Origin of the sequence: Empedobacter sp. UBA5528, assembly GCF_002426075.1 — a bacterium.
GTDB lineage: Bacteria > Bacteroidota > Bacteroidia > Flavobacteriales > Weeksellaceae > Empedobacter > Empedobacter falsenii_B.
Map to the genome: position 1 here is coordinate 53042 of NZ_DINY01000030.1, position 21226 is coordinate 74267.

Here is a 21226-nt window from a genome sequence, read left to right on the forward strand (position 1 = left end):
TTGGTTAAAAAAATAAAGCCTAGCAAAATGTGTGCTAGACTTTACAAATATAGTTTATAAATCTTAATTATTTATACATCACAGCTTTTACAGCTTCAACTACATCTTTTGCATTAGGAATCCAAGTCTCATACAAGTTTGGAGCATAAGGCGCTGATGTATCTTTTGTTGTGATACGTTTGATTGGTGCATCTAAATAATCGAATGCTTTTTGTTGAACCATATACGTAATTTCTGAAGCAACTGAAGCGAAAGGCCAAGCTTCTTCTAAAACTACTAAACGATTTGTTTTCTTAACAGATTTGAAAATTGTATCGTAATCTAATGGACGAACTGTACGTAAATCAATTACTTCTACAGAAATTCCTTCTTTAGCTAATTCATCAGCAGCAATGTAAGCTTGCTTAATGATTTTCCCGAAAGAAACTAACGTTACATCTGTACCTTCACGTTTGATTTCTGCTTTACCAATTTCGATTGTGTATTCTTCATCTGGCATTTCCATTTTATCTCCATACATCTGTTCAGATTCCATGAAAATTACTGGATCGTTATCACGAATTGCAGATTTTAATAAACCTTTTGCATCATAAGGGTTTGAAGGAACAATTACTTTAAGACCTGGTACATTTGCATACCAATTCTCAAAAGCTTGTGAGTGTGTTGCACCTAATTGTCCTGCAGAAGCAGTAGGTCCTCTAAATACAATTGGACAGTTGAATTGTCCTCCTGACATTTGATAAATTTTTGCAGCGTTATTGATAATTTGGTCAATAGACACTAATGAGAAGTTGAATGTCATATATTCTACGATTGGACGACATCCCGTCATTGTAGATCCAATTGCGATTCCAGAAAAACCAGCCTCTGCGATTGGCGCATCAATTACACGTTCTGCTCCAAATTCGTCTAACATTCCTTTCGAAGCTTTGTACGCTCCGCTGTATTCTGCTACTTCTTCTCCAATTAAAAATATAGATTCATCGCGACGCATTTCTTCACTCATTGCCTCTGCGATTACTTCTCTAAATGTTTTTATAGCCATTTTATGCGATTTCGTTCTTTATTATATTTTTTCCTAAAGCAAATGTAATAAAAAACTTGCGAATTATTTAAAACGAATTCATTCAATAAAAAAATCCCAAAATAATCTAAAGTTATTTTGGGATCGAAAAATATTTAAAAAAGAATGTAATCTCTATTTTAGAACCAGCCTTTGTGACCTTCTACATATGTTTTATCAAACTCTTCGTCAGATTTAGTCAAATAAATAATCCCTTCAATAAATCCAATAAGTCCAGCAAATCCAAATGTTACAAAAGTGGCAATAATTTGAATAACTCCTTCTTTTGTATATCCTAAATAGAATTTATGAATTCCTAAATATCCTACTAAAATTCCTAAAATTCCAGCAATGATTTTTTTCTCTGATTTGTACGGCTGATTGTTTTCCATCGTTTTTAAAGTTTAAATAATAATTGTTTTTGTTGGTTACAAATTTAATTTGTCCATCATTCTTAAAAATCACTAGATATAATGATTTTGAATACTGTACAAATAAAATAAATCTGATCTTAATTTAAGGTTAACGATTTAACAATCTACTTTTTATAAAATCAATTGCTTTTCTTTACATTTGCATAAAATGGTGCTCAACGAGTGAGTTAAAAGGGAATTTGGTTCAATTCCAAAACTGTCCCCGCAACTGTAAATTCTAACATACTTTTTGTAAAAGAATAAGTCAGGAAACCTGCCATTGCTAACAAATTAATAGAAAATGTTTTCGGAGGAAAAACAGATTTTAATATGAAAAAACTTTTTCTTTGTTTTAATCTTATCGCTGGAATTGCTTTTGCACAGACGGATACCATCAATTTGAAACCTTTGATTTTGAACGATGCTTTTCTTAAAAATCATTACAAATCTCAAAGTATTATCAAACTTAATGATAGTATTTTAGAGCAAAATCCTAATCAACTGACGCAAGTTTTACAAGCGCAAACGCCAATTTATTTTAAAGAAAATGGACGAGGAATGGTTTCTTCGCCTTCGTTTCGTGGAACTTTAGCTTCGCATACAGCGGTAATTTGGAACGGAATAAATGTCAATTCGCAAACAACAGGACAAACGGATTTTAATTTATTTGCAAGTAATTCGTTTGACGGAATTTTAGTGAAACCAGGAGGCGGAAGTATTGCGTATGGAACAGGTTCTATCGGCGGTACAATTCATTTGTTGAATAAATTTGAGTATGACAAAGGTTTACAGCAAAAAATAAATTTAGGATACGGAAGTTACGATACATGGTCGGGAAAATATCAATTGAAATATAGTACAGAAAAATTTAGTTCTTCAATCGATTACGAACGAAATCAATCTGATAATGATTATAAAATTCCGAATCACATGAAGAAGAATTTGAATGGAAAATATTATTTCAATACAATTAATGGAAATTTTGGCTATAAAATTAATCCTGAAAACGAATTGAAACTTTATTCAATGTTCAATTTTGGAAAGCGCGAATTTCCTTTGGTTGACATTGGTTCAACGCCTTCTGGATACGAAAATCAGGATTACCGTTTGATGACAGAATGGAATTTCAATCCAAATGAAAAGTGGCAATCGCAGTTAAAATTGACATATATCCGAGAAGAAAACAGTTATTTCAACAATATTCACAAATCTTATTCGGACGATTTACAGGTGGATAATTATGTTTTAAAATATTATCTGAATCATCAATTGACTAATAATTTCGAGCTTTCATTTTTATCTGAAGCTAATTATAATCAAGGAAGTGGAAATAATTTGAATAAAAGCGATCAAAACTCAATCAATTTTGCCTTAATCGCGAAGCATAAATTATCAGATGTTTTGGAATACGAAGCGAGTATTCGTCAAGATTTTTCTGATACGTACCAAAATCCATTTATTTATTCATTGGGTTTTAATTTTCGTCCGATTCATTCGTATCAATTGAGAGGAAATGTTTCGAAAAATTTCAGAAATCCAACCTACAATGATTTATTTTGGAAAACTGGTGGAAATCCAGATTTGAAATCAGAATCAGCTTATCAATTTGAACTTGGAAATGATTTTATCAACAAAAATTTAAACATTCAAACCAATATTTTTTATAATAAGTTGAGTGATATGATTCAATGGATTCCGAGTTCGCAAAACACTTCTTATTGGGTTCCTGTGAACATCAACAAAGCTGAAACCTATGGTTTTGAAATGATTGGAAGCTACAAATGGAATGCATTTAGTTTCAATACAACTTATGCATACACCAAAACAAAAGATAAATTTAAAAATAAGGAATTGATGTATTCCCCAAATCATAAATGGACGGCGAGCGCACAATACACTTACAAACGTTTATCTGCTTTTCTACAAAATATTTATACAAGTAAAGTTTTTACCGATTCGGAAGAAGAAAGAACACTTGATGGTTTTTGGCTAACGAATTTAGGTTTAAATTTTACGATTTCACCACTTTATAGCGTTTCTATGAGTGTGAATAATGTGTTTAACCAAGAATATCAAACGCAAGAAAATCGTTGGCAACCCGGCACAAATTATAACATACAAATACAAATAAAATTTTAAAAAACTATGACTAAATTTAAATCAATCGCACTTATAGCCTTGGCAGGAGTATTTTTACAATCTTGTTCAAATGACGATGATGGGCCAAATAATGATCCTGAAAAAGGAAACTACTCGAAAGGAGTTTTTATTTTGAATGAAGGAGGTTTCAATTCAGCTAACGCAGAAATCACTTATTTTGATCCAACAAAAGATGTAAGTACAACAAATCCTATTCAAGAAATTTTCAAGACTGCGAACGCTGGTGCACAATTGGGTTCTGTAGGACAAAGCATGTATTTCAAAGGAAACAAAGCTTATATTGTTCTTAATGTTTCTAATAAAGTAGAAGTTGTAGACAACACAACTTTCAAAAAAATTAGTACAATTCCATCATCAGATAATATGAGCAACCCTCGTTATATCGTTTCTGATGATCAATTTTTGTATATCTCAAACTGGGGAGATCCTAATGTAACGACAGATGATTTTATTGCAAAATACAAAATCAGTGATTTAACATTTGTAGAAAAATATAAAGTAGATGAAGGTCCAGAAAAAATGATTCTTGACAATAACAAACTTTATGTTGCACAAAAAGGTGGCTGGGGAACAGGTAAAACAGTTACAATTATTGACCTTAAAACAAATGATAAAAAAAGTATAAATGTTGGTGATGTTCCGACAGATTTAACAATTCAAAACGGAAATTTATTTGTGCTTTCTCAAGGTGTTAATTGGGGAACTACTACAAAAGGAAAATTGGTTCGTTATAATTTAACTTCAGAAGATAAATTAGAAATGAATTTTCCTGATGGACAACATCCTAATTTCTTAGTTGCGGAGAATAGTAAATTGTATTACATCGTTAATAATTCTGTTTATTCTATGGCTACAAATGCAACAGCTTTGCCTACAAAAGCAGATTACATAACAGGTGCTGATAGTGTATATGGTTTCTATGTAAAAGGTGATACTTTTTATGTTTTAGACGCAAAAGATTACAATTCTAATGGACGATTATTAATTCAGAATGCACAAGGAGGTCTTAAAAATCCAGCAATTACAACTGGAGTTTCACCAAATTCTGTTTACATCAAATAATATTTCCTGAAAAATCAACATAAAAATATCTGAAGTTTAAACTTCAGATTTTTTTATGTTTTTCATTTTGAAAATTGTTTGTGAATTAAACCCTACAATCGCGAGTAAAATCAAACTATAACCGATCATTTGCATTAGAGAAACGGCTTCTTTGTAATAGAAAATTGCTAAAACAAAATTCATAATTGGATTCAAATAAATTAAAATTCCAACAGTTGAAGAGTCAATTCCTTTTAAAGCAAAATTGTTTAAGAACATTGGAATGATAGTGAACAAAATCACAATCATCATGATACATTGATAGAAAATTGTTTCGGTCGGAATTGGTCCTGAAAAGATGAAAACCAATGGTAACATCAGAATGGCTACAATTAATAATTGTGTCATCAACAAATTGAAACTATCAAAAACATTCAAACTTCTCTGAATAATGATATAGAGTGCAAATGTACAAGCTACAATCAAACTATAAACCAAGTCTATAAGATGACCTATAGAAATAACCAAACATGCTAAAAGACTAATACCAACTGCAATCCATTTTATTTTGGTCAAATGTTCTTTCAGAATAATGAAAGCCAAAACGGTAGTAATAATCGGGCAAACCAAGTACGAAAGCGATGCTGCTTGTACGCTAATATGATTCATCACGATAATAAACATCAACCAATTCGTCATCAAAATCAATGATCCGCCAACAATTAAACTTACTAATTTTTTCTGTTTCTTTTTATCAAATGATTTGAATAAATCATAATCAGCTTTCATCTTATTACGTCGAAATCCAACATTAATGACCACTAAAAAGAAAACGGAAACATACAATCTGAAAAATAGAATATCCAAAGGTGGATAACCGGCGATCGGTTTCAATCCGAAACTAAAAAATCCCCACATAAAGTAGGTTATAATGGCTGCAATGATATATTTTGATTGATTCATAAAAGAGGCATCAATTTGTACAAATGTATCGAATATCCAATTTGGAAATGATTATTTTTGCCTTAAATTTTATAGAAATGGAAAATCTTTTTACAGACGAATATTTTATGCGAATCGCCTTTAACGAAGCGGTTACAGCTTTCGAGCGAGACGAAATTCCAGTTGGAGCTGTGATTGTTTGCAACAACAAAATTATCGCGAAAGCACATAATCTAACGGAAACATTGACTGATGTTACAGCGCACGCAGAAATGCAAGCCATTACGTCTGCAGCAAATTATTTAGGTGGAAAGTACTTACAAGATTGCACATTGTATGTAACCTTAGAACCTTGCGTCATGTGCGGCGGAGCATTGTATTGGAGCCAAATCTCGAAAGTGGTTTATGGTGCTTCGGATGAAAAACGCGGTTTTAAAGCAAAAATTGGCGAATTACATCCAAAAACTGAAATTGTTTCGGGAATTATGGAAGAGAAATGCGGTCAATTGATGAAAGAATTTTTCCAACGTAAGCGCTAAATTGATTTCAAAATCGATAAAACCTCATCATAATTTTCTATAAAAGCCATGTGTCCGCCATCAAATTTGTACAAATGAATATTAGGTAAATTTGGAATTAAGATTAAAAATAATTCAGGATTAACTGTTTCATCATTCATTCCAACAATAATATAAATTCCACCTTTGAAATCATACAAAATCGACGAACGATCTGGACGCTGTCGCATTCCTTTCAAAGCTGCACAAACACCTTCAATTGGAGTTTTTAAAGCAATTTCTTTTACAAATTTCAACTCATCTTTGAATTGATCTCGATGATGCGCTGCAAATAAAGTAGGCATACTAAAACTCACCAACGCATTGAAATTTTTACGAGCAGTTTCACACGCTTTCAAACGTTGATTTTTCTTCGCTTCATCATCTGGTAAAGTCGAGGAGTTAATCAAAACAATATTTTCTACTCGTTCAGGAAAAAGATCAGCCAACGCACACGTCACATATCCTCCCATCGAATGTCCTACAAAAGCTACTTTTTCAAGATTTAATTCATCCAGAACTTCAATCACTTTTTCTGCCATTTCTTCCATCGTATTCACCTCTTGAAAATTTTCAGAATTTCCATGTCCAGGTAAATCAATTGTAATAATTTGATTGTGATGAAATAAATCATTCTGTAAACGATTCCATATTTTATGATTTTCCAAAAAACCATGTAAGAAAACTATAGGTTTCCCAACTCCAATACTTTCGTAGAACAACATATTTTGGTTCAGAATTTGTAATTAATTAAATACAAATTTACAACAATGAAAAAATATAATCCTATTATAATACTCACAATAGCTATTGGTGCTATTCTTATTTATTGTATTACAAGAAATAAATCACTTATAATTGGAGGTTCTGTACAAAAAGAAATTAAAAAAGATTCTTCTATTCAGGAAATTGCTTTTGCTTCTCCAAAGATTATGAATAATTCTGAATTGAAATTAATACAAGGAAAAGGTAAATTTGAAATTGAAAAAGTAGCAAAAGAAGAACAAACATTTAGTTTTAGAAATGATTCTTCTTCATCTGTTTTTATTCAAATAATTCCTCAAGATAAACTAGGAAACATTAGAATTAATCAACTTATCTCTCCAAATAATGAAAAAGATGGTCCTTTTGGACAAGAAATCAATTACGATTTAAACGAAAAAGGTTTGTATCAAATTCGAATTGGCGAAAGTTTGATGCAAGGCGATCCATTTGAAGGAAAATATACCTTGAAATTGCAGTTAAAATAGTTACTTTTACAACAGAATTTTTCTGTTATGAAATGGACTTTTATCGCTTTTATTACATTGATTACGCTTTATAGTTGTGAAGACAAATCTACACCAACCATTTATCCAAGCAAGATTGGAGTTGATTCTGCGTACAAGGATTTGGTAAAAAAAGATAAACCAACAACAGAAGATGTAATGAAAGAAGAAGTGGTAAAAACAGCTTCTCCTCAGAAAAAAGTTGTGATAAAACCTCAGCAAAAAATTATATCTAATACAGATAAAATTGTTCCTTTAAGCGCTAATAACACTACAGAGAATCTTGAAGTAAGTTATGCAAAAGCAAAAGCGGAACCGACTAAAATAGCGGGACAAACCAATACGTTTACGTTTAATGCAGATTCTGCAAAGAAAGTTTGGATCAAAATTTCTGCACAAGATTCTACAGCGAATATTAGAATTAATCACATCAAAGGACCTGCGGATTCTATAAAAGGTGGTCCTTTTGGCAAAGAAACCATTTTCGAATTACCTGCGCGTGGCGTGTATCAATTCTCGATTTCGGAGAAACCAACAACCCCAAAACCATACGCTGGGAAATATAAAGTTGAATTGAAATTATTGTGGAAATAAATCTATTTGTAATAGATTTTGTAGTTAAGTGAATGATTTTTCAAAATATCTTGTTTAATCATTTCACCATTAATTTCATTGTAATATTCGACTGATTTTTTTGTTACAATCAAATCAAAATAGCCATTTCCTTCGGGACAAAAAGGATTTTCGTAAGAAGTTTCTAAACCAATAAAATAGTTTTTGGCTTCGGAAGGTTTAAGTTTTAAATGAATCGGAAAAATATATTTTCCTTGATAATCTTTATCCACTTCAAACCATTTTTCTTCAATCAAACTTTGTTTATCCTCAATCGATTTTAGAATCATTGGTTTGAAATAATAATATTCGTTGCAATAATTTTTCTTTTTCACTTTTGATTCAAACAAAATTTCAATTGCGACAATTTCAATTTCTTTCTCATTTGGAAGTAATAAATTCGAAAATATTTTAAGTCCGAAACTTGTGTTATCCGTTAATCGAACCACTTGTTTAAACTTTGGACGAAATTGTTTGTAATTGGAATAATTCACTACCTCAACTTGATTGAGATTAATCGTATCCAACTTTTGAGCAAAACTCATCACAGAAAGTAAGAAAAGAATTAGAAACTTCATTTTATAAAAATAGAAAAAATTTTCAGTAAATGATTTTCTCAATTCATCCTAAAAAATCAACAATTCGTAAACATATATTTATACAAGTCTTTTGCTAACTATAGTTTTGATAAAAATTAACAACATGAAAACACTTATCAAAATCCTAAAAATCTTCTTTATTGCTCTAATTTCAATAATTACACTTATTTTTTTGTATTTATTTATTAGTAATAAAATTTTCTTAGCTTCTAAAAATGAAACAAATATTGGCTATCTAAAAAATAATAAAACAACAATTGACAGCAACTTTGATTCTCAGATTTTTGATAATAACTTCAACACTTCAAATGTTATTCTATTAGGTGAAATTCATGGTTTTGCTGACAATCAAAAATTAGATGAATTTATGTTTAAATATTTGAATAAGAATCTTGGATTCAACTATTACATTGCCGAAATGGACAGTTTAAATTCTAAAAAATTAAACACATTTCTAAGCTCCGATGTTAAAAATGAAAAATTATTAAAAGAAGTTGTTTTAGCTATTAAAAAAAGAATTCCTCAACAATCAAGTCAAGAGTTACTAAAAAAATGGAACAACTTGTATGATTACAATAAAACATTAAATGATTCATCTAAAATCGTTGTTTTGGGTATTGATACAAACTTTGATGATTCTAACAACAAAATTTCAAGAGATTCTGCAATGATTGAAAATTTTAATCATATCATTTCAAAGAATCATCTACAAAATGAAAAATTCTATGGATTATTTGGTCTTTTTCATACACTTCAAAAAAGTATGAATGATAAAGAAAAACCTTTTGCTGAAAGACTTTTAGACAATAAATATAACGTAACAAGCATCGTAAGTTATACATTGGACAGTGAAATGTATTTACCTAAAAATGATCAATTTCCTACTCCAGAAAATGAAAAAATAAACTGGGTAAATGCTGATGGACCGATGATGTTAATAAAAGGTATTCTTGATTTTAAAGAACTTGCAAAGTCTAATTCCATTTCAATTTTTAATCTTAATGCGAAAAATTCACCATACAAATCTTCTCAAAATTTAATTCAAATAAAGTCAAGATTATTTGGAGAAAACATTACGCCAAAAGAAAATTTAAAAACAACTGATTATTTTCAATACGTTGCAATTCTTCGTAATTCTGAAGCATTAACTCCAATTCAATAAAAAAAACGGAATCTTATAGATTCCGTTTTTTTTTATTTTCCTTATATCGATTAAATCAAATTCAAAACTTGTTCTAAATCTTCTAATAAGTCATCTATATCTTCGATACCAACAGACAAACGAATTAAATCATCTGTAATACCAATTTCAGCACGTTTCTCAGCAGGAATAGACGCATGTGTCATCGTAGCTGGGTGATTTGCTAATGATTCAACACCACCTAAAGATTCAGCCAAAGTGAAAACTTTTAAGTTTTCTAAAATTTTGAAAGCATCTTCTTTCTTCCCAGAAGTCAACGTAAACGTTACCATTCCTCCGAAATCTTTCATTTGTTTTTTCGCAATTTCGTGTTGCGGATGATTTTCCAAACCTGGATAATACGTGTGCGCAACTTTTGGATGAGCCTCTAAAAATTGTGCGATCTTCATTCCGTTTGAACAGTGACGATCCATACGAACAGCCAAAGTTTTGATTCCACGTAAAACTAAGTAAGAATCTTGTGGTCCTAAAATTCCTCCTGTTGCAAATAAATTGAAGTGAACATCAGTTGCCAATTGCTCTGAATTAACCACAATTGCTCCAGCAACTAAATCTGAGTGACCTCCTAAATATTTTGTTGCAGAATGCATCACTATATCTGCTCCCAACTCAATTGGTCGTTGTAAATAAGGCGAAGCAAATGTATTATCAACAGCGACTAAAATATCAGATTTTTTTGCTTTTACAGCATCATTTACCGCTTTGATATCAACCACTTTCATCAATGGATTTGTAGGTGTTTCAACCCAAACCATTTTTGTATTATCATTGATTAAAACAACAACAGCCTCAACATTTGTCATATCTACGAAATGGAATTTCAATCCAAATTTTTCATAAACACGTGTAAACAAACGGTAAGAACCTCCATATAAATCGTCCATCGCGATGATTTCATCACCTGGTTTAAATAATTTTAATACACCATCGATTGCTGCCAAACCAGAACCAAATGCAAAACCTGCAACTCCACCTTCGATAGATGCTAATGCATTTTCTAAAGCAGTTCTTGTTGGATTTGCACCACGAGAATATTCGTATCCTTTGTAATCTCCAGGTGATCTTTGTGCGAATGTTGATGTTTGGTAAATTGGAGTCATTACGGCTCCTGTAGAAGGGTCATGTTGTTGACCTCCATGTATAGCTTTTGTATTGAATTTCATTGTAAATGCTTTTAACTATAGCAAATATATGGAGTTTTATTTATTCTTTGTTTTAAAGATTTGTTAGAATTTATTTCGGGAGATTAACTAAACAATTCGTATAAAACTTGTAATGATTTTGGCTTCTTAAAATTATTGGTGTGAATTTGATAGTACTTCACTAGAATTTCGAGTAAAAGAGAACGTTGCGATTGGTTGAATGTATTTTTTGAATCTTCGGAAAAGTGTAATTCTAACAATTTTTTGAACAAAACAGCTTCATCTGCTTTCAACATATTGATAGATGAATTCGAATTTGTGAAAAATCCATTTTCTAAATCGAATAGATTTCCATCAATTTCTAAGTTGGGATAAAAACCAAGAAAATGTGATAATTGAATTAAAAAAATCAAATGAAAATCTGCAAAATCATCTTTTTTTTGATCAAATTCTTTTAACGAATGTTCAATGTAAAAATATAATTCTGGATTATCTGATTCTTCTTTTAGAACTAAGTTTAGGATTTCAGCTAAGAAAAAAACAATCGCCGATTTGATGGGATGAAAATGCAACGATTCATAATAATGCGACGTCTGAGCTGATTTTAAGAAAACCAATTGTTGTTCATTTGATTTCGGTTGAAAGCTCAAATCTATTTCTGCTAGCGGAAAATACAACGAAGTATTTCGCTTTTTTTTGGAGAAAACTCCTTTTGCTATAAATGATTTAAGGCCAAAATCTTGTGTATAACAACGAATAATTAAACTCGTGTCACCATATTTTAAGCTTGAAAGTACAATGGCTTTGGTTTCTAAAATTTTCATTAACGGACAACTGCAATTTTTAATGTTTTGGTTTCTGTACCATCAGCATTTGTCATCAAAACTAAGTAAATTCCAGAAGCTACTGGCTTTCCTTTTGCATTATTTGTGTTCCATTCTACAATTCCTCCTTCTGCTTTTTTCTCAAAAAGTAAATTTCCAACAATATCTGTAATCTTAACCAACGCACGATTTGGAAGATTTTTTATCGTGACATTCCCCTTATATTCTGGACGATAAGGATTAGGATAAGCAATTGCATTGTTAAAATTATTCGCTTCTGTCGATACATCTCCGTTATACGAAACCACACCTTTTTCCGTTGCAAAATATACTTTTCCTGTCGATTCATCAATCGAAACATCGTACACAACATCCGAAGGTAAAGGTGAATTTTTAGACGTAAAATGTAATTTCGTCGTTTCTCCACTATCCGAAACATAATAAACTCCTGCCCCATTTGTTGCAATCCATTTATTATTTGCGTTATCTACTTTTATAGCGTAAATCCCAACATCAGTTAACAACGCTTCCGGAATTCCATCTTGAATAATAACAACAGGCTCGGCAATTATATTATTAGAACTTACAGCATTATCAGCTCCGTACAACACAACTAAACCTTGCCCTGTTCCGATCCAAAGATTTCCACTTTTATCAAGTGAAACTGTATGTACATCATCACTTGGTAAGTCTCCATTTGCAACTTTTATATTTACAATCTCTTTAAAATTTGAGTTATCCACAACAGAGATTCCACCATAACGTGCATTAGGAAAAAAAGTATATTGGCTACCTGCTATAGGTTTTACAGCAGTAGAAGCTATATTTTTTTCAGATCCAATAATTTCCCAAGAAGTATTTCCATTCTTTCTTCTTGCATAATAATTAAATTTTGAATCAGGATATCCAGCACCTGCCGCTTTATCTACAGGAAAAGAAGCTGCAACATATAGATTTCCTAAAAGATCGTAATTAAGACCTGCTATTCTTGAACTAGAAAAATCATTTTTTTGTAAAATTATTTTTGGCTCATCGTTATCTGCTAAATTAAACTCTAACACATCTCGTCGTCCATCTACATCTCTAACATCATAATTATAAGATCCTACTACAAATTTATTATCATCTAATGGATTCACTTCTACTTGTACTATATCTTTTGCTTTAATTTTTGAGAAAGAAAAATGTTTCCAATTTTTACTATCGTAATATGAAAAACCATCTACATTTTCAGCTGGAGTATTATAAACATCTCCCATTCCTCCTGGTGCAATCCAGACTTTACTTTTAGCTGTTGATACAGACCAAGCTTTATTATTGAAAGGTCCATCGGGATAAAATTCTTTATGATTAGATAAATTAATAATTCCATGATTTACAGATCCTCCAAAATAAATATTGTTAATAAAAATTCCTGTGTTGAAGTTTATAACATTTCCATCTTGATCATTTTTAGAATAATGTACACCACTCAAATCAGAAACTTGATTGTTTTGAGTAACAATTAATTGTCCATTAGATGATTTTAAATTAAGAATTGTATTATAAGAACCCACTGAAGAGCCATTTAAAGTTTTCAATTCATTGTTTACCGAATAATAAATCTCATTTTCAAATAATTCTATATTCGAAATATTTTGTCCCAAATTTTTGTATTGCCATTTATTAATATTTGGATTATTTATTTTCTTATCCGATAATTCACTAAAAAAAATTCCTTTTGAAGTTGCAATATAAAGTATAGAAGATTGTGGTTCTATTTTTTTAAAAACTAAAGCATCATTTACAATTACATCATTAAAAATTTGATCTATAATTTTGATAGAATTTGTGCGTGTCGTTTCTTTAAATTCTTCATCTTTTAAATCGAAAGAAACAATTCCAAAAGCTCCAGAAATAAACGCAATGCCATCATTTATAAAAATATGATTGACTTTTTTATCACCCGAAAAACCATTCCATTTGATATCCAAAACCATTGTCGATTCTCCAGATTTCAATAAATCTAAACCTCCATTTTCATACCCAACTAAAAACGAATCCGAATCTTTATCATAAGCCATTGCAGAAACCCCAACATTGTTCAAAAAATTGGTTTTATTTAGTTTAATCCAATCACTTGTTGGATTTAGAGGATTGAACAAGAAAATTCCGTTTTCAGTTCCACAATAAATCACACCATTTACTTCTTCCAACAATTTCACATTATTGTAAGAAAAAAGATCAGTCCAACGCACTTTATCATTTTGAGCGTTTAAACTTGTGAAAATCATGGTGATGAAAATGAACAATTTTGTCTTCATAATGCACAAAAATACTGTAATTTATAACAAAATAACTTGCTAAAAATTGTATTGCTTGTTACAATAAATCATAAAATTTACCTGGAAGAGTAGAAATTATTTGTTTCAATTCTAAATCTAATAAAACTGGCATCAATTCGTAGGATTTCAAATTTAAGTCAAAAGACATTTTATCAATATGTTGTTTTCCATTGGTTTTGAGATAATTTACAATTAAATTTTCATCATTAGAAAACTCAATAAACAAATCTATTTGTTTTGGTTTCTTCTTCGAATTGAAGTTAAAATAATCAATAATATCTTTCGAATTTTCGACCAAATAAGCTTGATGAGATTTTATCAAATAATTACACCCAATACTCAACGCATCCGTTGATTTCCCTGGCAAAGCAAACACTTCTCGATTATATTCATTTGCAAATTTTGCAGTCACCAAACTTCCACCTTTAAAAGCAGATTCTACCACAATTGTAACATCTGATAAGCCTGCAATAATCCGATTTCGTTGCAAAAAAGCTTCAGGTGTAGCAATTTTAAAACTTGGTTGCTCCGTTATCCAACCTCCTTTTTGTAAAATTTCAATCGCAATTTTTTTGTGAGTAGCAGGATAAATTCGTTCAAAATTTGTTCCCATTACCGACCATGTTGCAACATTATTTTTGAGCGCATTTGTATGTGCTTCTATATCGCAACCGTACGCCAATCCACTCACAATTGTAACATCAAAATCTGCTAAACCTTCGATTAATTCAGTAATAAAATTTCGTCCATAATTAGTCATTTTTCGCGTACCAACAATCGAAATCTTTTTGTTATTGAATTGATTAAATTCTAAACTTCCTTTACAAAAAATCACCAAAGGTGCATCAATACATTCTTTTAAGAATTGTGGATAAGCTTCATCATAAAAAGTTAAAATATTGATTTGATTATTTTTACAATATTCTATTTCGTTAAAAGCTAAATCTAACCATTTTTTATTCCCAAAATCTTTGCTTATTTGCTGTCCAATTCCCGAAATTTGCAGCAAATCTTTTGGTTTACAATTCCAAGCAGCCTGTGCTGAACCAAAAAATTGAATAATTTTTCGAGCTGTGATATCGCCAATTCCTTTCTGAAAAGAAAGTGCTAAAATATATGGTAAATCGGTTTGCATTTTGTTAAATTACTAATATTAAACCAACTAAGCAGAATTTTAAGTATTTATTTTTTGCTAAATCTAAAAAAAATGTTAATTTCGTAGTATGAGGTTAGAAGAGCATATTAGTCAATTATTATTTCAGCACGATTGTGTAATCGTTCCAAACTTTGGTGCGTTTATCTCAAACACTGCTAATGTGGCGTTTGACGAGCAAACAAACACATTTATTCCACCAAGAAAAGAGCTTTCTTTCAATACAACTTTAACAAAAAGTGATGGTGTTTTGGTGAATAAAATTGTAGAAGATGAGCCAATGTCTTTTGAAAATGCGCAAACATTTTTGAATGAACAAGTTTATTTTTGGCAAGAACATTTGAAAAATGGAAAAGTTTTAACCTTACAAAATATCGGATCATTACAATTTAATGACGCTGGAAAAATTGACTTCAAACCAGAAAATGCTCAAAATTATTTCATCGCCGCTTACGGTCTTTCAAATTTACAAGCCAATTACATTTTAGATTCGTCTAAAACTAAAACCTCTAACAAACACATGTCAAAATTTTTAGCCGCAGCCTCATTAATTCCCATTATTGTTGGTGGCTTCCTATATTTTAATACGCCGCAACCCGTACAAGAATTCGTAACAGAACAATGGAGCGGTTTGGTTTTACCAATGATTGGTAAAGATGACGCAACCAAAACTGAAAAACCTACAGTGCAATACGATGTGTATAATATGCCGCAAACGATTGCTGAGCCTTCTTTAGTTGAATATCAGATTGCCGAAACGGTAACGAAAACAGATACAATTGAAACGCCTAAAAAAGTTGAAATTACAGTTGTAAAGGAAACGAAACTGAATGAAACTGAAAAGGAGATTACGGCAATTGTAAAGGAAAAGCCTTCGACAAAAGAAATTGTAAAAACAGAAACAAAAAAATTAACGAAAGTTGAAGCTCCTAAAACAGCTGAAAAGAAAGTTGAGGACAAAAAAGAAGTTGCAACTAAAACAACTTCAAAATCTAACAATAAAAAATATCAAGTAATTGCGGCTTCGCTTAAACGTCAAGAAGATGCTGATCGTTTGGTTCGAGAATTGAAAAAACAAGGTTACAAAGATGCAGGAGTTTCTTATGTAAAAGGTCGCTATTATTATGTTACATATAGCAGCTTCAATAACATAGAAGACGCGCAAAAATATATGAATGATGTGAATAAAAAGTCTCCTGGAACTTGGGTTAGAACTGAAAATTAAATCATTTTTTAATACAATATAAATCGAAATAAGCTGCCCAAAAGGCAGCTTATTTCTTTGTTAGAATGAATATGAAAACTACTTCCAGCCACCACCTAAACTTTTGTATATAGCGACAACTGTACTTAATTGTTTTTCTTTTGTTTCGATTAATTCCATTTTTGCATCCAATAAATCACGTTGAGTTGTTAACACTTCTAGATAATCTGCACGATTATTTTTGAACAACTGATTCGCAATATCAATAGATTCTACAAGTGCTTTCGCCTGTTTATCTTTGTACGAATAACTTTGTTCTAAGTTATTAATCTTCGACATTTGATTTGACACTTCTAAATAAGCATTTAAAATCGTTTTATCATATTCGTACAACGCTTGTATTTGATGAGCATTTGCTGTATTAAACTCCGCTTTTATCGCACTTTTATTGATTAAAGGCGCAGCTAATTCTCCAGCCAACGAATATAAAATAGACTCTGGCATTTTTACCAAATAAGATGGTTTGAACGCATTTAGTCCTAAAGCCGCAGAAATATTAAGTGACGGATAAAACTCTGCACGAGCCACTTTCACATCTAAAGCAGAAGCTTTTAACTCTAATTCTGCTTGTTTGATATCAGGACGATTTGATAATAATTCAGAAGGAATTCCTGCATGTACTGTTTGTGGAATCAAATCCATAAATGACGAACCATCACGTTTTATCTTTTGCGGATATCTTCCCAATAAAGCATTAATCCTATTCTCGGTTTCCGTAATATCTTGTTTAATATTAAACTCTTCGCTTTCTGATTTTAATAATTCTGCTTCAAATTTCTTCACCGCTAATTCAGTTTCACGCGCTGCTTCCTTTTGAATTTTAACTACACGAAGTGATTCTTTCTGTAACTCAATATTTCGATGAATTAATTCCAATTGACTATCTAAAGACAATAATTCATAATAAGACGATGCGATCTCTGAAATTAAATTTGTCAAAACAAAATTCTTTCCTTCTACCGTTGATAAATATCGCGCAATCGAAGCATCTTTCGAATTACGTAATTTTTTCCAAATATCAACTTCCCAATCAGCGCTCAATCCAATCGCATAATCCATCAAAGGATCAGGCATTTCTTTCCCGGGTTTTATCTCAGTCGAAGCATCACCAGCACCTTGACTTGTATAACGACCAACTTTCTCAACTCCAATTCCTGCATTTGCTGAAACATTTGGCGATAATTTTCCGTTTTTGTACAACACTTCATTTTTAGAAATCTCAATTTCTTGAAGTGTAATCATCAATTCTTGGTTATTTTTTAACGCTTCTTCAATCAAAACGACCAAATTTGGATCAGTAAAAAATTGTTTCCAAGGCGTCAACCCAGAACTTGGTGCATCATCATTTTGCACATTTTGATAAGCTTCTGGAATTTTTGGTGCTTGATGATTTTCAATCTCTTTGCTTACCGCAGGAGCTTTACAGCTCCAAATCATTGTTCCAAAAAGACTTATTGCAATTATATTTTTTAAACTATTTTTATTCATCTTCCGTGATTTCTTCTGTTAAAGGATTTTCATCTTCATATTTCACCAATTGCATTTTATCCGCCAAAGCGCCAAACGCAACATATAAACCGGGTACAATAAACAACCCGAAAATAGTTCCGAACAACATTCCGCCTGCAGCAGCAGTACCAATTGTTCTATTTCCTACTGCTCCCGGACCAGAAGCAATAACCAACGGAATAAGACCTGCAATAAACGCAAATGATGTCATCAAAATTGGACGGAAACGAACACCCGCACCTTCAATCGCTGATTTTACAATTGATAAACCTTCGTTATGTTTTTGTACTGCAAACTCAATAATCAACACCGCATTTTTACCGAGAAGTCCAATCAACATCACCATTGCAACTTGTGCATAAATATTATTTTCTAATCCTAATAATTTCAAGAAGAAAAATGCTCCGAAAATCCCTGTTGGTAGTGAAATGATAACTGGTAAAGGCAAAATAAAACTTTCGTATTGTGCTGCTAAAATCATGTAAACGAAAATTAAACAAATGGCGAAAATAATCACTGCTTCATTTCCACGAGAAACCTCATCTTTCGATATTCCTGCCCAATCAATTCCAAAACCACGAGGCAAAGTATTCTTAGCTACTTCATTAATCGCTGCAATCGCTTGTCCACTACTATAACCAGAAGCTGGCGTACCACTAATTTCTGCTGCATTATACATATTGTGACGCGTAATTTCTGATAAACCATATACTTTTTCAATTTTCATGAAAGCTGAATATGGAACCATTTCACCTTGATCATTTTTCACATACAATTTCAATAAATCTTCCGGTAGCGCACGATATTCTGGCGAAGCTTGTACCATCACTTTATAAGGTCGGTCAAATTTGATGAAACTTGTTTCGTAATTAGAACCAACTAATGTTGATAAATTATCCATCGCATTTTCGATCGAAACTCCTTTTTGTTCGGCAATATCATTATCAATTTTCAAGACATATTGAGGAAAGGAAGCACTATAAAATGTGAATACAGAGCTCAATTTTGGACGACGAGTTAATTCTTTTATAAAATCACGGCTCACTTCTTCCATTTTATGATAATCTCCACTACCCGCTTTATCCAATAATCTCAACTCGAAACCTCCTGCAGCTCCATATCCAGGAACAGATGGTGGTTGAAAATATTCGATATTCGCACCATTAATATTTCCAGCTTTTTCTTCTAATTCTTTGATGATTTCTTCCGCAGACTTAGAACGTTCGTCCCAACTTTTCAAGTTAATTAAACAAGTTCCAGAGTTTGCTCCTGTACCTTCTGTCAAAATCTCATAACCAGCCAAAGATGAAACTGATGAAACGCCATCAATTCCTTCCGCTATTTTTTGTAATTTTTGAGAAACTTCATTCGTTCTTTCTAACGTAGAACCTGGAGGTGTTTGAATAATTGCATAAAACATTCCTTGGTCTTCGTTTGGAATAAATCCAGAAGGCAAACTATTATTCAAAAAGAAAACTCCAGCGCAAAATGCAAGTAAAATTCCGAATGTAACAGTTCGTTTGTTAACTGTTTTGGTTAAAACTTTTTCGTATTTAAAAGAACCTTTGTTGAACAAATTATTAAACTTCAACAAAAATTTATTTAGCATCGTTTTCTTTCTTGGTTGATTATGATTATTTTTCAAAATCATTGCACACAAAGCTGGTGTAAGCGTTAAGGCAACAATTCCTGATAAAATAATTGATGTTGCCATCGTAATCGAAAATTGACGATAAAAAATTCCAACTGGACCAGACATAAACGCAACTGGAATAAAAACAGCTGCCATTACAAATGTGATTGCTATAATTGCTCCACTAATTTCGCGCATCGCTTCTTCCGTCGCTCGTAAAGGCGAGAGATTTTTCTCTTCCATCTTGGCGTGGACAGCCTCTATCACCACAATCGCATCATCGACGACAACTCCAATCGCCATAACTAAGGCAAATAATGAAATCAAGTTTAATGTAATTCCAAAGAAACTCATTAACGCAAAAGTTCCGACCAAAGAAACAGGAACCGCCAACGCAGGAATCAATGTAGAACGCCAGTCACCTAAGAATAAAAACACAACAATCCCAACTAAAACGAAAGCTTCAAAAAGTGTATGTACCACTTTTTCCATTGAAGCATCTAAGAATTTCGAAACGTCATATGAAATCTCGTAATCCATTCCTTTTGGTAAATTATTCTCTTTAAGATCAGCCATTAATGCTTTGATATTTTTAATCACTTCACTCGCATTACTTCCGTACGATTGTTTTATCACAATTGCGGCAGAAGGTTTTCCGTTCAATGTTGAGTAAATATCATACATCGAACTTCCGAATTCTATATCAGCAACATCTTTTAAACGTAAGATTTCTCCATCAGGATTTGCTCTTAAAATGATGTTTCCATATTGTTCTTTTGTGTTATATCGACCTGAATATTTTAATACATATTCAAAAGCTTCTGAACGTTTTCCAGAACTTTCCCCTGTTTTCCCTGGCGAAGCTTCAATACTTTGTTCATCCAACGCTTTCATCACATCATCCGCAGAAATATTATAGGCTTGCATTCTATCTGGTTTTAACCAAACACGCATTGCATATTCTCGGTTTCCTAAAATATCTGCATCTCCAACTCCATTAATACGTTTCAACTCAGATAAAATATTGATATCTGCATAATTATATAAAAATTGTTGGTCAGCTTTTGGATCGTTACTGTACAAGTTAATGTACATCAACATGTTTGATTCTTCGCGTGTAATTTTCACTCCTTCGCGAACTACTAAAGGCGGAAGTTTATTGACAACCGAAGAAACACGGTTTTGCACATTTACAGCTGCAATATTGGGATCAGTTCCTAAATCAAATATCACTTGAATAGACGCTTCACCGTCATTCCCAGCATCAGATGTAATATATTTCATTCCTGGAACACCATTTAGCGCACGTTCTAATGGAATTACCACCGATTTGATTAATAATTCATTATTTGCACCCGGATATTCCGCTGTAATATTCACCTTTGGTGGCGAAATTGAAGGGAACTGCGTTACGGGTAATTTGACTAATGATAGAATTCCTAAGAAAACTATAATCAACGAAATGACAATCGATAGAACGGGTCTTCGAATAAATTTATCAAACATAACTTTGAATTTTTT

The 21226-nt window shown here is 31.7% G+C and carries 18 protein-coding genes and 1 riboswitch; of the genes, 7 read left to right on the forward strand and 11 right to left on the reverse strand.

The window, feature by feature from the left end:
- Nucleotides 1-67 precede the first annotated feature (67 nt).
- Nucleotides 68-1045, reverse strand: coding sequence for a pyruvate dehydrogenase complex E1 component subunit beta (locus B4L98_RS06745; RefSeq protein WP_291077870.1), 978 nt, complete (start codon nucleotides 1043-1045; stop codon nucleotides 68-70).
- A 158-nt stretch (nucleotides 1046-1203) separates the two neighbouring features.
- Nucleotides 1204-1455 (reverse strand): TM2 domain-containing protein, encoded by a 252-nt coding sequence (locus B4L98_RS06750; RefSeq protein ID WP_219034059.1) that lies wholly within the window; start codon nucleotides 1453-1455, stop codon nucleotides 1204-1206.
- Between the two features lie 174 nt (nucleotides 1456-1629).
- Nucleotides 1630-1772: riboswitch (cobalamin riboswitch) on the forward strand.
- A 34-nt stretch (nucleotides 1773-1806) separates the two neighbouring features.
- Here B4L98_RS06750 and B4L98_RS06755 point away from each other — a divergent pair.
- Together B4L98_RS06755 and B4L98_RS06760 are read left to right on the forward strand one after the other, a co-directional pair.
- Nucleotides 1807-3615: a TonB-dependent receptor plug domain-containing protein gene (locus tag B4L98_RS06755; RefSeq protein WP_291077872.1), complete on the forward strand. Its 1809-nt coding sequence runs from the start codon at nucleotides 1807-1809 to the stop codon at nucleotides 3613-3615.
- A gap of 6 nt (nucleotides 3616-3621) precedes the next feature.
- On the forward strand, nucleotides 3622-4698 hold the full coding sequence (locus tag B4L98_RS06760; RefSeq protein WP_280049930.1) for a DUF5074 domain-containing protein: 1077 nt from the start codon (nucleotides 3622-3624) through the stop codon (nucleotides 4696-4698).
- A 36-nt stretch (nucleotides 4699-4734) separates the two neighbouring features.
- On the opposite strand, the gene B4L98_RS06765 is transcribed toward B4L98_RS06760, so the two are convergent.
- Nucleotides 4735-5640 (reverse strand): EamA family transporter, encoded by a 906-nt coding sequence (locus tag B4L98_RS06765; RefSeq protein ID WP_291047932.1) that lies wholly within the window; start codon nucleotides 5638-5640, stop codon nucleotides 4735-4737.
- Between the two features lie 77 nt (nucleotides 5641-5717).
- Here B4L98_RS06765 and B4L98_RS06770 point away from each other — a divergent pair, with 77 nt between their 5' ends.
- Nucleotides 5718-6158, forward strand: coding sequence for a nucleoside deaminase (locus B4L98_RS06770; protein WP_115001927.1), 441 nt, complete (start codon nucleotides 5718-5720; stop codon nucleotides 6156-6158).
- On the opposite strand, the gene B4L98_RS06775 is transcribed toward B4L98_RS06770, so the two are convergent.
- On the reverse strand, nucleotides 6155-6901 hold the full coding sequence (locus tag B4L98_RS06775; protein ID WP_114998131.1) for an alpha/beta fold hydrolase: 747 nt from the start codon (nucleotides 6899-6901) through the stop codon (nucleotides 6155-6157). The two genes, B4L98_RS06770 and B4L98_RS06775, sit on opposite strands and share 4 nt — an antisense overlap.
- 45 nt (nucleotides 6902-6946) lie before the next feature.
- Here B4L98_RS06775 and B4L98_RS06780 point away from each other — a divergent pair, with 45 nt between their 5' ends.
- The gene (locus B4L98_RS06780) at nucleotides 6947-7426 is read left to right on the forward strand and encodes a hypothetical protein (RefSeq protein ID WP_114998135.1); all 480 of its coding nucleotides are present in this window, start codon (nucleotides 6947-6949) and stop codon (nucleotides 7424-7426) included.
- A 27-nt stretch (nucleotides 7427-7453) separates the two neighbouring features.
- Complete coding sequence (locus B4L98_RS06785) at nucleotides 7454-8038, forward strand: hypothetical protein (RefSeq protein WP_291059755.1); 585 nt, start codon at nucleotides 7454-7456, stop codon at nucleotides 8036-8038.
- Between the two features lie 2 nt (nucleotides 8039-8040).
- Here B4L98_RS06785 and B4L98_RS06790 read toward each other — a convergent pair whose 3' ends face one another.
- A complete protein-coding gene (locus B4L98_RS06790) occupies nucleotides 8041-8634 on the reverse strand; it encodes a hypothetical protein (protein ID WP_219034054.1) in 594 nt (197 codons plus the stop codon).
- A gap of 124 nt (nucleotides 8635-8758) precedes the next feature.
- On the opposite strand from B4L98_RS06790, the gene B4L98_RS06795 reads away from it, so the two are divergent.
- The gene (locus B4L98_RS06795; protein WP_291059759.1) at nucleotides 8759-9817 is read left to right on the forward strand and encodes a hypothetical protein; all 1059 of its coding nucleotides are present in this window, start codon (nucleotides 8759-8761) and stop codon (nucleotides 9815-9817) included.
- 50 nt (nucleotides 9818-9867) lie between these two features.
- Here the strand turns inward: B4L98_RS06795 and B4L98_RS06800 are convergent, their stop codons facing one another.
- The 4 genes from B4L98_RS06800 to dprA form a co-directional block, all read right to left on the reverse strand.
- Entirely contained in the window at nucleotides 9868-11019 is a 1152-nt protein-coding gene (locus tag B4L98_RS06800) for a cystathionine gamma-synthase (RefSeq protein WP_286495281.1), read from the reverse strand.
- A gap of 83 nt (nucleotides 11020-11102) precedes the next feature.
- Nucleotides 11103-11822 (reverse strand): DNA repair protein RecO, encoded by a 720-nt coding sequence (gene recO / locus B4L98_RS06805; protein WP_291059761.1) that lies wholly within the window; start codon nucleotides 11820-11822, stop codon nucleotides 11103-11105.
- The gene (locus B4L98_RS06810) at nucleotides 11822-14095 is read right to left on the reverse strand and encodes a two-component regulator propeller domain-containing protein (RefSeq protein WP_291077874.1); all 2274 of its coding nucleotides are present in this window, start codon (nucleotides 14093-14095) and stop codon (nucleotides 11822-11824) included. Before B4L98_RS06810 ends, recO begins: the two co-directional genes overlap by 1 nt.
- Before the next feature lie 88 nt (nucleotides 14096-14183).
- Nucleotides 14184-15281, reverse strand: a complete 1098-nt coding sequence (dprA, locus tag B4L98_RS06815) for a DNA-processing protein DprA (protein ID WP_286495283.1) — start codon at nucleotides 15279-15281, stop codon at nucleotides 14184-14186.
- Between the two features lie 88 nt (nucleotides 15282-15369).
- Between dprA and B4L98_RS06820 the strand changes: the two genes are divergently transcribed.
- Nucleotides 15370-16524 (forward strand): SPOR domain-containing protein, encoded by a 1155-nt coding sequence (locus B4L98_RS06820; RefSeq protein ID WP_291047954.1) that lies wholly within the window; start codon nucleotides 15370-15372, stop codon nucleotides 16522-16524.
- A 78-nt stretch (nucleotides 16525-16602) separates the two neighbouring features.
- On the opposite strand, the gene B4L98_RS06825 is transcribed toward B4L98_RS06820, so the two are convergent.
- Both B4L98_RS06825 and B4L98_RS06830 read right to left on the reverse strand, forming a co-directional pair.
- Entirely contained in the window at nucleotides 16603-18051 is a 1449-nt protein-coding gene (locus B4L98_RS06825) for a TolC family protein (RefSeq protein ID WP_286495286.1), read from the reverse strand.
- A complete protein-coding gene (locus B4L98_RS06830; RefSeq protein WP_291077876.1) occupies nucleotides 18044-21211 on the reverse strand; it encodes an efflux RND transporter permease subunit in 3168 nt (1055 codons plus the stop codon). The genes B4L98_RS06825 and B4L98_RS06830 overlap by 8 nt, the downstream gene beginning before the upstream one ends.
- Between the last annotated feature and the right edge of the window lie 15 nt (nucleotides 21212-21226).